General features: G+C 61.8%; 15 protein-coding genes. 9 read left to right on the top strand and 6 right to left on the bottom strand.

The annotated features are described in order from the left end of the window. Positions 1 to 29: 29 nt before the first annotated feature. Together ABDK11_RS13975 and imuA are read right to left on the bottom strand one after the other, a co-directional pair. On the bottom strand, positions 30 to 1,541 hold the full coding sequence (locus tag ABDK11_RS13975; protein ID WP_346837129.1) for a DNA polymerase Y family protein: 1,512 nt from the start codon (positions 1,539 to 1,541) through the stop codon (positions 30 to 32). 27 nt (positions 1,542 to 1,568) lie between these two features. Continuing rightward, entirely contained in the window at positions 1,569 to 2,276 is a 708-nt protein-coding gene (gene imuA, locus ABDK11_RS13970; protein ID WP_346837128.1) for a translesion DNA synthesis-associated protein ImuA, read from the bottom strand. Between the two features lie 253 nt (positions 2,277 to 2,529). On the opposite strand from imuA, the gene dcd reads away from it, so the two are divergent. Both dcd and ABDK11_RS13960 read left to right on the top strand, forming a co-directional pair. Next, positions 2,530 to 3,099 carry a dCTP deaminase gene (gene dcd / locus ABDK11_RS13965; protein ID WP_346837127.1) on the top strand — a complete coding sequence of 190 codons (570 nt, stop codon included), beginning with the start codon at positions 2,530 to 2,532 and terminating at the stop codon, positions 3,097 to 3,099. A gap of 81 nt (positions 3,100 to 3,180) precedes the next feature. Then, positions 3,181 to 4,389 (top strand): NAD(P)/FAD-dependent oxidoreductase, encoded by a 1,209-nt coding sequence (locus ABDK11_RS13960; RefSeq protein WP_346837126.1) that lies wholly within the window; start codon positions 3,181 to 3,183, stop codon positions 4,387 to 4,389. A 45-nt stretch (positions 4,390 to 4,434) separates the two neighbouring features. On the opposite strand, the gene ABDK11_RS13955 is transcribed toward ABDK11_RS13960, so the two are convergent. Together ABDK11_RS13955 and ABDK11_RS13950 are read right to left on the bottom strand one after the other, a co-directional pair. Continuing rightward, complete coding sequence (locus ABDK11_RS13955; RefSeq protein ID WP_346837125.1) at positions 4,435 to 5,556, bottom strand: GNAT family N-acetyltransferase; 1,122 nt, start codon at positions 5,554 to 5,556, stop codon at positions 4,435 to 4,437. A gap of 169 nt (positions 5,557 to 5,725) precedes the next feature. Further along, a complete protein-coding gene (locus ABDK11_RS13950) occupies positions 5,726 to 6,658 on the bottom strand; it encodes a DMT family transporter (protein ID WP_346837124.1) in 933 nt (310 codons plus the stop codon). 95 nt (positions 6,659 to 6,753) lie between these two features. Between ABDK11_RS13950 and ABDK11_RS13945 the strand changes: the two genes are divergently transcribed. Both ABDK11_RS13945 and ABDK11_RS13940 read left to right on the top strand, forming a co-directional pair. Continuing rightward, complete coding sequence (locus tag ABDK11_RS13945; protein ID WP_346837123.1) at positions 6,754 to 7,680, top strand: LysR substrate-binding domain-containing protein; 927 nt, start codon at positions 6,754 to 6,756, stop codon at positions 7,678 to 7,680. 1 nt (position 7,681) lies between these two features. Then, a complete protein-coding gene (locus ABDK11_RS13940) occupies positions 7,682 to 7,879 on the top strand; it encodes a hypothetical protein (RefSeq protein ID WP_346837122.1) in 198 nt (65 codons plus the stop codon). Positions 7,880 to 7,963: 84 nt separating this feature from the next. Here ABDK11_RS13940 and ABDK11_RS13935 read toward each other — a convergent pair whose 3' ends face one another. After that, entirely contained in the window at positions 7,964 to 8,245 is a 282-nt protein-coding gene (locus ABDK11_RS13935; RefSeq protein WP_346837121.1) for a hypothetical protein, read from the bottom strand. A 141-nt stretch (positions 8,246 to 8,386) separates the two neighbouring features. Here ABDK11_RS13935 and ABDK11_RS13930 point away from each other — a divergent pair, with 141 nt between their 5' ends. Then, entirely contained in the window at positions 8,387 to 8,599 is a 213-nt protein-coding gene (locus tag ABDK11_RS13930) for a DUF3820 family protein (RefSeq protein ID WP_346837120.1), read from the top strand. A gap of 428 nt (positions 8,600 to 9,027) precedes the next feature. Here ABDK11_RS13930 and gltA read toward each other — a convergent pair whose 3' ends face one another. Further along, positions 9,028 to 10,317: a citrate synthase gene (gltA, locus tag ABDK11_RS13925; RefSeq protein ID WP_346837119.1), complete on the bottom strand. Its 1,290-nt coding sequence runs from the start codon at positions 10,315 to 10,317 to the stop codon at positions 9,028 to 9,030. A 647-nt stretch (positions 10,318 to 10,964) separates the two neighbouring features. On the opposite strand from gltA, the gene sdhC reads away from it, so the two are divergent. The 4 genes from sdhC to ABDK11_RS13905 are packed head-to-tail and all read left to right on the top strand — an operon-like array spanning position 10,965 to position 14,210. After that, entirely contained in the window at positions 10,965 to 11,339 is a 375-nt protein-coding gene (gene sdhC / locus ABDK11_RS13920; RefSeq protein WP_346837118.1) for a succinate dehydrogenase, cytochrome b556 subunit, read from the top strand. Further along, positions 11,336 to 11,710 (top strand): succinate dehydrogenase, hydrophobic membrane anchor protein, encoded by a 375-nt coding sequence (sdhD, locus tag ABDK11_RS13915; protein ID WP_346840204.1) that lies wholly within the window; start codon positions 11,336 to 11,338, stop codon positions 11,708 to 11,710. Before sdhC ends, sdhD begins: the two co-directional genes overlap by 4 nt. A 3-nt stretch (positions 11,711 to 11,713) precedes the next feature. Then, positions 11,714 to 13,486, top strand: coding sequence for a succinate dehydrogenase flavoprotein subunit (gene sdhA, locus ABDK11_RS13910; RefSeq protein WP_346837117.1), 1,773 nt, complete (start codon positions 11,714 to 11,716; stop codon positions 13,484 to 13,486). Positions 13,487 to 13,505: 19 nt separating this feature from the next. After that, the gene (locus tag ABDK11_RS13905; protein WP_346837116.1) at positions 13,506 to 14,210 is read left to right on the top strand and encodes a succinate dehydrogenase iron-sulfur subunit; all 705 of its coding nucleotides are present in this window, start codon (positions 13,506 to 13,508) and stop codon (positions 14,208 to 14,210) included. Positions 14,211 to 14,396: the final 186 nt, after the last annotated feature.

The following is a 14,396-nucleotide window of genomic DNA, read 5'->3' as shown; positions in this document are numbered from 1 at the left end:
AAATCTGTTTAAGGGCGCCGGCGAGGGGCTCAGGCGTAAACGCCGTGCAAATACCAATCCTCCGAGGTCAGGTCCTGAAACACCCAATAGAGGCTGCCTTCTTCACTGCGTGCTAGGTAGTAATCCCGCGCGTGGCGGGCGTGTTGCCACCAGTAGCCATCGATGCGCTCGGGGCCCTGTAGCAGCTGGATTTCGCTGCCATAAAAGAGCTTGTGTGCGCGGCTGTGCAATTTGTCTGGCTGCGGCAGCAGCCAGGTGGGGCGCGGTGCGCTGACCGGTTGCAGCTGGTGGCCGCTGCTGCCGCGGTTGCTCTGCAGCACCAGGGTGTCAGCGCTCTGCCAGGCCTGTTCCGGTAAGTGGCTCTCTTTCAGCGTGACGCCAGCCAGGGCCTGGTGGCCGAGGCGGGCCTTGAGTTTATCCAGCAGTTGGTGGCTGCGTTGCAGTTGATTGCTCTCGCCGAACAGGTCGTCATCCAGCTGGCCCTGTTGCAGCGGCAACAGTTGGTCGCAGGTGAGGCTGACGGCTTGCACCGGCTGTTCCAGCACAAGCCTTTCCAGCTGTAACTTCGTCAGTGCGATCAGTCGCTGTGGATCCAGTAGCGGCCGCGAGGTCTCCACACTGAACACCTGGCAGCCGCGCTGGCCGAAATCCAGCTTCCAGCGCAGCTGTTGGCTGTACAGCTGGCGGCGCTGCAGTTGTTGGCACAGCTCCCGCACCAAGCGGCCGGCGGGAAACAGCAGTTGTTCGCTGTTGTCCAGCGGGCTGGGAAAGAATAATTCGCTGTGGAATTCCGGCGGTGGCTGGTAGCTGGGCACCGGATCCGGGCGGGTGCCGTTCAGGCGCGCCAGGTAGTCGATAAAGCCGCGACCGAAGCGGCTGCCGACTTCCGACAGGGGGATGGCGAGCAGCTGGCTGACCCGCTTGATACCGCAGGCGTAGAGCTTGGCGGTGGTCTTGTGGTCACAGTCGAGCAGTTTGCTGGGTGCAAAGCTGATCCACTGGCGCCACTGTTGGGCTGTGGGTGCGCTGCGCGCATCGCGCAGCCACTGGCGGTGTTCTGGCAGCAGGCTCAGCATGCGTGCGGCGCTGGGGCTGTGGCCCAGCCCCATAAAGGCACTGAGGCGCATCTGGCGCAGTTCGCGCTGCAGTTGCTGTAACAGTGGGGCCAGGCCGCCGCTGGCCTTGAGGGAGCCGCCCAGCTCCAGGTACAGGCAGGCGTAATGATCATCACCGGCGTCCACCGAGCCGGCGGCGGACGGCGAGACCACCGGAGTAAAGCTGTATCCCCATTGGGCCAGCTGCTGCAGCATCTGCGCTTCCCGCTGGGTATCGCGCGGCAGCAGCTGCAGGTCGGCGCACAGGGCATTGGCGGTGGCGATGGTGAGACCGGCCTCCACGCCGCGTTCGGCGGCGGCGCTGTTGGTGCCCGCAATCAATTGCTGCTCTACCACGGCCTGGGGGCACTTTTGCGGCGCTTCGCGCTGGGCGCGGGTCAGGACTTCCAGCGGCAGCTTGGGGAATTGGATACAGAGCCAGAGCATGCGACCGTCTCCTTTAATCTTGCACCGTTAATGCAGCGGCTGGTCGCGGCGTACCAGATCGGCGCTGCGGGCCAGGTGCAGGCGCTGGCCAGAGCGGCCGCCGAGTTGCTTCAAGAGCTGTACGCCCAGCTGCTCGCCGTCGCTGTGCAGCTGCAGGCGCAGGCTGGCCGGCGAGGGGCTGGCGGCACAGGTTCGGGGGCGGAACTGGAAGTGCACACAATCGCCCTCGCGGGCCGCGATCTGCAGGCGGCGCAGGTCCTTGTCCACCGGCGCCTGTCGGCCCTGCCAGCTGAGCAGGGCACCACAGCAGCCGGACTGCAGGGTTTGCTCGATGGCCCAGAGCTCGTCTTTATATCCGCGCGGGTACAGGATCAGCAGCTTTTCCAGTTGTACACCGGCGGCGGCGAGCGCCGGGGCGTAGGGAATATGGGGCGGATTGACGAGAGCGACCATCTGTCCCTGCCGGGTTGCGGCCGCCAGCGCCGGCAGCAGTAGGGAGAGTTCGCCGACACCGGAGCGATCGAGCAGCAGTTCGGTGGTGGCGCCGCGGGGCCAGCCGCGGCCGGTGAGCAGGGCATCGAGGGTGGCGCTGCCGGTGGCGATACCGCTGCGCTGGCGTTGCTGTTCGTTGGCCGCGCGCCAGATATCCGGCCGCGCCAGTAGGCGACCCAGTCGCTGCTGCTTGGATTGTTCAGCTAACTGCTTGTTTTGCAAAAAGTTTTCGGCGTTATTCACGGTTTGCGGCCCTCGTTCTGCATCCCATTCGCGGGATTAACTGTATATGTGTACAGCAATTACTGTTGATTTATACAGTAGATTATCCAGGTCAACAAGGGGGGCGTTACGTTTGGCGGCGGTGTCTACGCGGCATTGCTCCGCGCCGGGCGGTGCAGGCCGGAGCCCCGGGCCGATTGGCACTTTTTTGCACAGTGCAAAACCGCTATGATTCCGCCTCTTTGACAACAGACAAGCGCAAGCGGGGGACCGAGTGAGTATCAAGTCCGACAAGTGGATTCGCCGGATGGCCGAGCAGCAGGGGATGATCGAGCCGTTTGAGCCGGGCCAGGTGCGCCAGAACGGCAACGGTGAGCGACTGATCTCTTACGGTACCTCCAGCTACGGCTACGATGTGCGCTGTTCCGGTGAGTTCAAGATCTTTACCAATGTGCACTCGGCTACCGTGGACCCGAAGACCTTCGACGAGAACAGCTTTGTCGACGTGGAGGGGGATTCCTGCATTATCCCGCCGAACTCTTTCGCCCTGGCGCGCACGGTCGAGTACTTCCGCATTCCACGCTCGGTGCTGACCATCTGCCTGGGCAAGTCCACCTACGCGCGCTGCGGCATTATCGTCAACGTGACGCCGCTGGAGCCGGAGTGGGAAGGGCACGTGACCCTGGAGTTCTCCAACACCACCAACCTGCCGGCGAAGATCTACGCCCACGAGGGTGTGGCGCAGATGCTGTTCTTCGAGTCCGATGAGGTTTGCGATGTGTCCTATGCCGATCGCGGCGGCAAGTACCAGGGGCAGCGCGGCGTGACCCTGCCGCGGGCCTGATTGCCCTTTTTGCCTGCGGTCGCCGATGCGGCCGCAGGGTTCTCTCCCCATCAAGACCCTCGCCCCGCTTGGCACTTCTCGATGAATGACAACGCCCCCAGTCAGCTGCCCGAATCTGTCGATGTCCTGGTGATTGGCGCCGGCGCGGCGGGCCTGATGTGCGCGGCCACGGCGGCGAGCCGCGGGCGCCGTGTGCTGGTGCTGGACCACGCCAACAAGGTGGGCAAGAAAATCCTGATGTCCGGCGGCGGCCGCTGCAATTTCACCAACCTGTACACTGCGCCGGAAAACTTCTACAGCCGGAATCCGCATTTCTGCAAATCGGCCCTGGCCCGTTATACCCAGTGGGACTTTATTGCGCTGGTGGAAAAGTACGGGATTCCATACCACGAGAAGACCCTCGGCCAGCTGTTCTGCGACAACAAGTCGAAGGATATCGTCGACCTGCTGCTGGCGGAGTGCCGCGCGGCCAGGGCGCAGATCCGCACCAAATGCCAGATCGAGTCGATCGCGGTGGAGCAGGGCGGCTATCGGTTGCACACCAGCCTGGGGCCGGTGACCTGTGAATCCCTGGTGATTGCCACCGGCGGCCTGTCGATTCCCACTATGGGCGCGACCGGCTTTGGCTATGACATCGCGCGCCAGTTCGGTCTGAAAGTGGTGTCGACGCGGGCGGCGCTGGTGCCCTTTACCCTGCACAAAAAACAGCTGCAGCAGCAGAGCGAGCTGCCCGGCAGTGCGCTGGCGGTGAGCGCCAGTTGTGGCGCGGGAGGGTTCAGCGAGCAGATGCTGTTTACCCACCGCGGCCTGTCCGGTCCGGCAGTGCTGCAGATTTCCTCGCACTGGCATGAGGGCGAGGCGGTAACATTCGACCTGGCCCCGGGAAAGGACCTGGGGCAATGGCTGCTGACGCAGTGCGCGGACAAGCCGGACACCCACCTGCACAATGCGCTGGCGGAACTGTGGAGCAAAAAGCTGGTGCAGTTCTTCCTGCAGCGCCAGCGGATCGACAGCCGCCCATTGAAACAGTACGGCGAGCGCGCGCTGGCGGAGATCGGTGCACAGCTACAGGCCTGGACGCTGGTGCCCGCCGGCACCGAGGGTTACCGCACCGCCGAGGTCACCCTCGGCGGCGTCGACACCGATCAGGTTTCCTCGCGCACGATGGAGTGCAAACAACAGCCGGGGCTCTATTTTATCGGCGAGGTACTGGATGTGACCGGCTGGCTGGGCGGCTACAACTTTCAGTGGGCCTGGGCGTCCGGCCATGCGGCGGGCGAACAGGCCTGAGCGGCCCATAAATGCCCTCCATGGCGGGGTGAGCAGGCTGTTGCGTTAATTCGCCCGGCGGTACGGCAATGCCTGCAGCGCGCTCTCCCGGTAGGCGCGCACCTCTTCCGCTTCTTCCCGACAAAAATCCCCGATGGCCCGGGTAAATCCGCGGTGCGCTACCCAGTGCCAGGAGTGTGTGAGCTGCGGTTCGAAGCCTCGCACCAGCTTGTGCTCGCCCTGGGCGCCGGCATCGAAACGGTGCAGGCCTCTGGCGATGGCCAGTTCGATGCCCTGGTAGTAACAGGTTTCGAAGTGCAGGTGCTGATATTCCTCCAGGCAGCCCCAGTAGCGGCCGTAGAGCGTGCCTTCGCCCAGCAGGAACAGGGCACCGGCAATCATCTGCTCGTCCTTGAGCGCCATCACGATATGCATCTGCTCCGGCTGCTTGGCGCGCAGCATTCGGAAAAATTCAAGATTGAGATAGGGGCGCTGGCCGCGTTTTAAATAGGTGGCCTGGTAGAAGGTAAAAAAGGTCTCGAGGATATGCCCGGGCAAGGCGGTGCCCGGAAAATGGGTAAATTCGATCCCCTGTTCGGCCACCTGGCGGCGCTCCTTGCGGATTGATTTGCGTTTGCGCGACGTCAGCGTGGCCAGGAAGTCATCGAAGGACTCGTAGTCCCGGTTGATCCAGTGAAACTGGCAGCCGAGGCGGTGTAGGCTATCCGGCCGCTCGAGCAGGGGCCGGTCGGCCGCCTGTGGAAAGAGCAGGTGCCACGAGTGGCAATCAAGCCTGGCTGCGATGTCATTGAGTAGTCCGTGCAGGTCATCGGGTGTCAGCTGTTCGCGCAGCTCGGGCTCCAGCAGCAGGCGCGCACCCTGCGCGGGGGTAAAAGGCACGGCCATGAGGAGTTTGGGGTAGTAGTCCAGGTCATAGCGGGCGTAAGCGTCGGCCCAGGCCCAGTCAAAGACATATTCGCCCATGGAGTGATATTTACGGAATGCGGGGATAATACCGACGGTGCGCTCGCCCCGGCGCAACACCAGGTGGGCGGGTTGCCAGCCAGTTGTTGCTGTCGTGCAGCCGCTGTGCTCAAGCGCGGCAAAAAAGGCATGCCGCAGAAACGGGCTGGTGTCTGCCTTGAGTCGGTCCCAATCTGCCGCGGGAATATCATCGATGGATGACACCGATGCCACAGATAGGGACGGAATTCGGCTTGTCGATTGTGATTCGGCCATGGGCGGTCAGGAAATTCGCAAAGATTCAGGGTTTTCCAACCATACCCTATTAACTTCAGGTTTGGCTGGAACCGGGGTTTTCTCGCTGCTATTTCCCACCCATGCAATTTTAAGTCCGCTAGCCCGCCTGCGTCGCCGCGTTGCCCGTCATCCGCAATCGCAGCAGCATCGGCGTCGTCAGCCCGAACAGCACTATGGCGGTGCCGATACACTGGATCGCCGTCAGCGGCTGGCCCAGGGCCAGTGCAGTAAGAGCGGCGAACACCGGCACCAGATTGAAGAACAGCGATGCCTTTGCCGGGCCGAGGCGGCGCACGCCGTTGATCCAGAACAGATAGCCAATCACTGTAGCGAACAGGCCGATATAGACCACCACGCCCAGGTCCCAGGGGGCCAGTCCGCGGAGTTCTGCCCAGGGGTGTACATCCGGGCGCGCCAGGCTGTACAGCAACAGGGTCAGGCCACCGGCAATCATCGTGACCAGGGTAAAGCTTACCGTAGGCAGCCAGTGGCCCACCCGCTGGGAGGCGATGGTATAGACGCTCCAGGCCAACATGCCGCAGATGATCAGCAGGTCGCCGCGGTTGAAGTCGAGCTGCAGCAGTCTTTGCAGCTCGCCGTTGGTGATGACCAACACCACGCCGCAGAGCGCAACTGCCAGGCTGAAGCACTGGGTCCTGTCCGGCCACCGGCGCGCCAGCAGCGCTGCCAGCAGGGAGGTGACCAGCGGGCTCAGGGCCATGATCAGTGCGCCGTTGGTGGCCGTGGTCTCACGCAGGCCGGCGAAGAGCGCCAGGTTGAAGCCGCCGATACCGAGGGCGCCGATCACCGCCAGCACCAGGTACTGGGCGGTCGACAGCGCTGGCCAGGACTGGCGGCGCAGCCCCAGGTAGAGCGCCAGGCTGGCAATGGCGATCACAAAGCGCCACAGCACCAGCGACGGACTGCTGATATGGTCGAGGACCAGCTTGGCGGTGGGGAAGACACTGCCCCAGGAAAATACGCAGATGGTTAACATGGCGATCGTCGCCGCCGTCGAATCCCTTTTCATAGCGCTCTCTATTGCTAACCACAGAAGTTTGGCGGCCAGTGTATAGATTTCAAATTTGACTGGAACGATATTTTTCTCAATGTTATTTTCCACAAATGGAATCTAGAGCCGGTTACTCTCTCGATGATATGCGCCTGTTCTGCGCGGTGGCCCGCGCCGGCAGCCTGACCCGTGCCGCACAACAGCTGGCGGTGCCGGTCTCGACACTGAGCCGGCGCCTCACCCGGCTTGAGCAATCCCTGGGTTTGCGCCTGCTGTATCGCGATGCGCACCGGGTGATGCCAACCGGAACCGGGCAGCGGTATCTGGAGCGCTGCGGGCCGCTGCTGGGCGAGCTGGACGAGGTGTCGGGGGCGCTGTACGAAGAGAAGCACGGAGCCAGCGGCAAGCTGCGCATCGCCGCGCCGATCAATATCACACAGCAGTGGCTCGGCCCGGCGCTGAATGATTTTCTGCTGCAGTACCCGCAGATTGAAATCGACCTGACCCTGTCCAATCGCAACATTGATATCGACGAGCAGACGATCGATATCGCTTTCCGCGTCGGTGAACTGGAGAACCTGGCGTGGATTGCCCGGCCCCTGACCGATGTGCAATTCCTGCTCTGCGCCAGCGCCCGGCGGGCAGAATGGCACAGTCTCACTCATCCACAGGCGCTGGCCGAGGTGCCGGTGGTGCTGGGCAGACCGGTGCCGGTGTGGAAATTGCAGGAAGAGGGCAATGGGGTGTCTTTCACTTATACTCCCGACACCAATGTCCGCCTGGCGGTGGACGATTTGCACGTGGCCTGCCGGGCCACTGTCGATGGCGTTGGGATCGGATTACTGCCCACAGATATTGCTGCGCCCTATCTGGAGCAGGGCGCGCTGGTGCGGGTGCTACCGCGCTGGAGCGGCCAACCGCGCAGAGTCCACATGCTCTATTGCGACCGGCACAACCAGCCGCATCGATTGACACTGCTGGTAGATTTTATGCTCGAGAGATTTAGCACCGCCGCCGGCGAACCACTGCAACGGAATTGACATGGCCGATATTCTTCCCTTCAAACGCCCCTCTAAGAAAACGACGGCCTGGCAGAAACACAAGGGCAGCAGCCTGTGCCGCGACGGTTTTCACAAGTGGCAGGTGGTTACCGAGCGCAAGTTTGACGTCAGGCAGGGCAAGCTGGTGACGGAGTACCGCTGCCAGCGCTGCGGTAAAACCAAGACCAAGTTACTTTAGCCATTAGGTTAGATGCCAGCGAAAACAAGAATGGAGAATGGGGTGGGGAGCCGGGGCTCCCCTGTTCGTTGTGCGTACCGCTAACTAGCGCTCGTACACGCGGTTGCCGTGGCGATCGTAGTAATAGCGCTTTCTCTTGTTGTGGTCGTAGAGCCAGCCGGCGCCGGCACCGAGTATCGCACCGGCCGCCGTGCCTCCCGCGCGTCCGCCGCTGAGCACTGCACCGGTCACTGCGCCGATACCGGCACCGGTGCCGATACGGCGATCCTGTGTACTCATGCCGGCACAGCCGGCAAGGACCAGGCTGGCCAGCAGGAAGGAAATGAGTCCCATACGTTGTATGCGATGAATGGATGCCTTGAACATAAGATACTCCCGGAACGACATCTAGGATTGTCCGCAGCAGTGTATGGTGGCGCTGTGGAATCCACGAATTTGAGTATCGACGACTTTGCATTGTATGTAGGGTATGGAGGGCAGGGTTGTCCCAGAACCCGAGGTGAGCACATGCTGGAAAAACAGGATCTACTGGATATCGCCCGTACCCCCATGCCGTTCGGCAAATACGCCGGGCGGCCGCTGATAGACTTGCCGGAAGAATACCTGCTGTGGTTCGCCAGGAAGGAGTTCCCGGCCGGGCGCCTCGGGCGACTGATGGCGCTGACGCTGGAGATCAAGATCGAGGGGCTCGAGGGTCTGGTAAAACCGCTGAAACCGTAGTCCGCACCTCCTGTTGTTGAGAGTTTGGATTTGCCGCCGGCGACCCTATTATTGGAATGCCCGGGTAAGAGCAGTCCCCAGAAGGAAAAGGGGAGCAATGACAAGCGGTCCGTGATCGAGACTGGACTAGCCCGTAAATAGGCCCACAGCGGGTTACCACTGGTCTGAAAGGAATGACTTCAGCGAGGTGAACAGCGGGGGTAGAGCCAGTCAACTTGTTGGGTATAGTGGGAGCGGTCGAAAAGAGTTCGGCCGCTTTTTTATTGGGTATTCACTTTTCGCCGGTTTTCCCGTAGTCGGTACCGGTGATCCTAAACAGGTCGCGAGCCTTTGCGGTCAGCGACGGCGCGCCGGGCATCGCCCGGGGCTATGATGGCGCACAAAAAACCCGGCCTTGGCCGGGTTTTCTGTTTCAGAAGCGCGTGTTATCAGCGCTTGTCCAGCGGCACATAGTCGCGCTGGGTGTGGCCGGTATACAGCTGGCGCGGACGGCCGATCTTGTACGGGTTGGAAATCATCTCGTTCCAGTGCGCGATCCAGCCGGCGGTACGGCCGGTGGCAAAGATCACGGTGAACATGTCGGTGGGGATACCGATCGCCTTCATGATGATACCGGAGTAGAAGTCGACGTTCGGGTAGAGCTTCTTCTCGACGAAGTACTCGTCTTCCAGCGCGATCTTTTCCAGCTTCTTGGCGATCTTCAGCAGCGGGTCGTTCTCCGCGCCCATCGCGCCCAGGACTTCGTCGCAGATGCCCTGCATCACGCGCGAGCGCGGGTCGAAGTTCTTGTACACGCGGTGGCCGAAGCCCATCAGGCGGAACGGATCGTTCTTGTCCTTGGCCTTCTTCACGTACTCGTCGATGCGGCTCTCGTCGCCGATCTCCTGCAGCATGTTCAGCACCGCCTCGTTGGCGCCGCCGTGTGCCGGGCCCCACAGGGTGGCGATACCGGAGGAAATGCACGCAAACGGGTTGGCGCCGGAGGAGCCGGCCAGGCGTACGGTGGAGGTAGAGGCGTTCTGCTCGTGGTCGGCGTGCAGCAGGAAGATGATATCCATCGCCTTGGCCACGATCGGGTCGATCTTGCTCGGCTCACAGGGGTTGCCGAACATCATGTGCAGGAAGTTCTCGGAGTAGCTGAGGCTGTTGTCCGGATACATGAACGGCTGGCCCTTGGAGTGCTTGTAGCACATGGCGGCCAGGGTCGGCATCTTGGCGATCAGGCGGTCAGCAGAGATCTTGCGGTGTTCCGGATCGGTGATGTCGAGGGAGTCGTGGTAGAAGGAGGCGAGGGCGCCGACAACGCCGCACATCATGGCCATCGGGTGGGCGTCGTAGCGGAAGCCCTTGAAGAAGCTGATGATGGATTCGTGCACCATGGTGTGGTTCATGATGCTGTTGACGTATTCTTTCTTCTGTTCGGCGTCGGGCAGTTCACCGTTCATCAGCAGGTAGCAGGTTTCCAGGTAGTCGGATTTCTCTGCCAGCTGCTCGATCGGGTAGCCGCGGTGCAGCAGCTGGCCCTTGGCGCCGTCGATAAAGGTGATCTGGGATTCGCACGCGGCGGTGGACATGAAGCCCGGGTCGTAGGTAAACAAGCCCTTTCCCGCGAGGCTGCTGACGTCGACAACGTCGGGGCCGAGGGTGCCGGAACGGACCGGCAGGTCGATGCTACCGTCGATCCCGTCGACCTTCAGTTGCGCTTTTTTATCGGACATTGCGGACTCCTCAAATGTTCTTTTACTGCCATTGCGGATGGCCATTCACTGCAGGGCACTGCATGCGGGACTGCGCCGCCACCGCCCGGTAGGCGGGTTTCGTGCGCGGTCTGGCGACCCGCCGGGGCGGCGGGGCCGGGGTGAAGCGAATTCTCAGGAGGGGCGCCGGGACGGGCGACCGCGGAATTCCAATGCCGGCATCAGCTGCATGCAAGCGCGCACCTGATCAGGCCATTTTCACGCCTTTTAGGCTCCGGTGGGCTTTTGAGCGGGCCAAACTTAAGTGGCGCGCCGCAAATTGTCAAACCAAATAGAGTGAACGAACGGTCTCTGAACAACAGGTTATGCGGTCAGCGCCCACGCTCTTAGAGCTTTTACCTGCGCTTGGGGCGGAATCTGCGCGGAAAGTTCGCCCCCGCCGGGCGCGGCTTTCCCCCCTACCAAAGTAGGAGGCCCGACACCGGGGCTGAGGCGTTCATTGTGTTTTGAAGATCGAATGCCTATAATCCGCGCGGCTTGCGCCACGGTACGGCCGCTTTGTTTATGGCTTAAACAGGTCGTGTGCAAAGTGATCAGCAAGCAGTTCGCCCCCTCCATTGAAAAGCTAACGGGCGCCCGGTCGTTCAGGGCAACAAGGTGTTTTTCCTGTGAACAAAAACAGACCTGTCAATTTAGACATTTCCACTATCAAGCTTCCCGCTGCCGCTCTGGTTTCCATTTTGCATCGTGTATCCGGCGTCGTTCTCTTCGCCGTAGTGGCTCTGCTGCTATATATGCTCGATGTGAGCCTGGGATCCGAGCAGGGCTTCGCCGATGTGGCGGCAGCCTTCAACAGTATTCCCGCCAAGCTCATCCTGTGGGCCTCCCTGGCGGCTCTTATCTACCACCTGCTGGCCGGTGTTCGTCACCTGCTGATGGACCTCGGTCTCGGTGAGTCCCTCGAAGGTGGCCGTCGCGGCGCCGTTACGGTGCTGGTGTTGAGTGTAATCCTTATTCTGCTGGCGGGGGTCTGGTTGTGGTGAAAACAGTTCGTACAGTAACAAGCTTCGGTCGCAGCGGTACCTTTGACTGGTTGTACCAGCGGGTCACCGCCCTCGTACTGATCGCTTATACCCTCTTTATTGTGGGGTTCATTTTTGGCAGTGACGACTTCAGCTACCAGAGCTGGTCGGCGCTGTTTGCCCAGCGCTGGGTGCGTGTCTTTAGCCTGGTTGCGCTACTTTCCACCGTCGTCCACGCCTGGATCGGTCTCTGGTCTGTAGTAACCGACTACATCACCAACCGCATGATGGGGTCCAAGGCCACCGCACTACGCCTGCTGGTGGAAGTGCTGCTGGCTGCGGTTGCCGTGATCTATGTGGTCTGGGGCGTTGAAATTCTGTGGGGGGTGTAATTTATGTCGAACATGCGAACCATAACCTTTGATGGCATCGTAATCGGTGGTGGCGGCGCGGGTATGCGCGCGGCCCTGCAGATGGCCCAGTCCGGTTTCAAAACCGCGGTCATCACCAAAGTATTCCCCACTCGCTCGCACACGGTGTCCGCCCAGGGCGGCATTACCTGCGCCATTGCCAGTTCTGATCCGCAGGACGACTGGCGCTGGCACATGTACGACACCGTCAAGGGTTCCGACTATATCGGTGACCAGGACGCGATCGAGTACATGTGTTCTGTGGGTCCGGAAGCGGTATTCGAGCTCGAGCACATGGGCCTGCCTTTCTCCCGTACCGAGGAGGGTCGTATCTACCAGCGCCCGTTCGGCGGCCAGTCCAAGGACTTCGGTCGCGGCGGCCAGGCTGCACGCACCTGTGCGGCAGCGGACCGTACCGGTCACGCGCTGCTGCACACGCTCTACCAGAACAACGTCAAGCACGACACCGTGTTCCTGAACGAGTGGTTTGCGATTGACCTGGTGAAAAACCAGGATGGCGCCGTGGTCGGCGTGATTGCCATGTGCATCGAAGATGGCGAAGTGGTCTTCATCAAGTCCAAGGCCACCGTATTCGCCACCGGCGGTGCCGGCCGTATCTTCGCCTCCACCACCAACGCGCACATCAACACCGGTGACGGTGTCGGTATGGCCCTGCGCGCCGGCATGCCGGTGCAGGATATCGAGATGTGGCAGTTCCACCCGACCGGTATCGCCGGCGCCGGTGTACTGGTGACCGAGGGTTGTCGCGGTGAAGGCGGCTACCTGATCAATAAAGACGGTGAGCGTTTCATGGAGCGCTACGCGCCCAACGCGAAGGACCTGGCGTCCCGCGACGTGGTGGCCCGCTCCATGGTGCTGGAAATCCTCGAAGGCCGCGGTGCCGGCCCCGATGGTGACCACGTGTTCCTGAAGCTCGACCACCTGGGCGAGGAAGTGCTGCACAGCCGCCTGCCGGGTATCTGTGAGCTGGCCGAGACCTTTGCCCACGTGGATCCGGTCAAGGCGCCAATCCCGGTGGTGCCCACCTGTCACTATATGATGGGCGGTATCCCCACCAACGTGCACGGCCAGGCCCTGACCCAGGACGCCGCCGGCAACGATCAGGTCATCGACGGCTTCTATGCCTGTGGCGAAGTTGCCTGTGTCTCCGTACACGGCGCCAACCGCCTCGGCGGCAACTCGCTGCTGGACCTGGTGGTCTTCGGTCGCGCTTCCGGTCTGTTCATCGAAAAGGCCCTGCGCGAAGGTATCGAGAACCGCGAGGCTTCCGAGTCCGATATCGAAGCGGCCATGGCGCGCCTGAACCGCCTCGAGAACAGCAACGACGGCGAGAAAGCCGCCGATCTGCGCAAAGAGCTGCAAAATGTCATGCAGAACCACTTCGGCGTATTCCGCCGCGGCGATTACATGGCTGAAGGTGTGAAGAAACTGGAAGACCTGCGCGGCCGCATCGAGAATGTGCGTCTCGACGACAGGAGTCGTGCCTTCAACACCGCGCGTATCGAAGCGCTGGAGCTGCAGAACCTGCTGGAAGTGGCCGAGGCCACCGCGATTGCCGCAGAGACCCGCACCGAGAGCCGCGGTGCTCACGCGCGCGAGGATTTCCAGGATCGCGACGACGAGAACTGGCTGTGCCACTCCATGTTCTTCCCGGCGGAAAAGCGCGTCGGCAAGCGCGCAGTGAACTTTGCGCCGACCACCATGGACGCGTTTGAGCCCAAGGCTCGGACTTACTGATTCGGGAGCGGAATAGAGTATGTTGAAAGTAAGCATTTACCGTTACAACCCGGAAAGCGACAAAGCGCCGTACATGCAGGACTACGAACTGGACACCCAGGGCAAGGACCTGATGGTGCTGGACGTACTGGAACTGCTGAAGGCCCAGGATCCGACTCTGTCGTTCCGTCGTTCCTGCCGCGAAGGTGTGTGTGGTTCCGACGGTATGAACATCTCCAGCAAGAACGGCCTGGCCTGTACCACGCCGATCTCTGAAGCGGCGCCCAAGGGCAAGCTGGTACTGCGCCCGCTGCCCGGCCTGCCGGTGATCCGCGACCTGGTCGTGGATATGGAGCAGTTCTACGAGCAGTACAAGAAGATCGAGCCGTACCTGCAGAACGACACCCCGGCACCGGCGATCGAGCGCCTGCAGAGCCCGGAAGACCGCGCCAAGCTGGACGGTCTGTACGAGTGCATCCTGTGTGCCTGTTGCTCCACTGCCTGCCCGTCGTTCTGGTGGAACCCGGACAAGTTCATCGGCCCGGCCGGCCTGCTGCAGGCCTACCGCTTCCTGGCGGACAGCCGCGATGAGGCCACCGACGAGCGCCTCGCCAACCTGGACGATCCGTTCAGCGTTTTCCGCTGCCACGGTATCCAGAACTGCGTGAACGTGTGCCCCAAGGGGCTCAACCCGACCCGCGCCATCGGCCACATCCGCAACATGCTGTTGACTCGGGCCGTGTAAACGGGCCGAGGGCATCTTGAGCCCGGTCCCGCCCACACAGGGCGGGCTTGGCGCCAACGGCGGCGCCTACTATCTACAAGAAAGTCGGCCACAGAGCCGGTGCTAAGTTGAAAAGGGGAGGTGACTTTTGGCGCCTCCCCTTTTGTGAGTGAAAGGAAAGCGCAGCGTGAACCCGAGACAGGGCAC

The organism is Microbulbifer sp. SAOS-129_SWC (genome assembly GCF_039696035.1).
Taxonomy (GTDB): domain Bacteria; phylum Pseudomonadota; class Gammaproteobacteria; order Pseudomonadales; family Cellvibrionaceae; genus Microbulbifer.
This window is presented reverse-complemented; position numbering and strand designations above follow the sequence as displayed.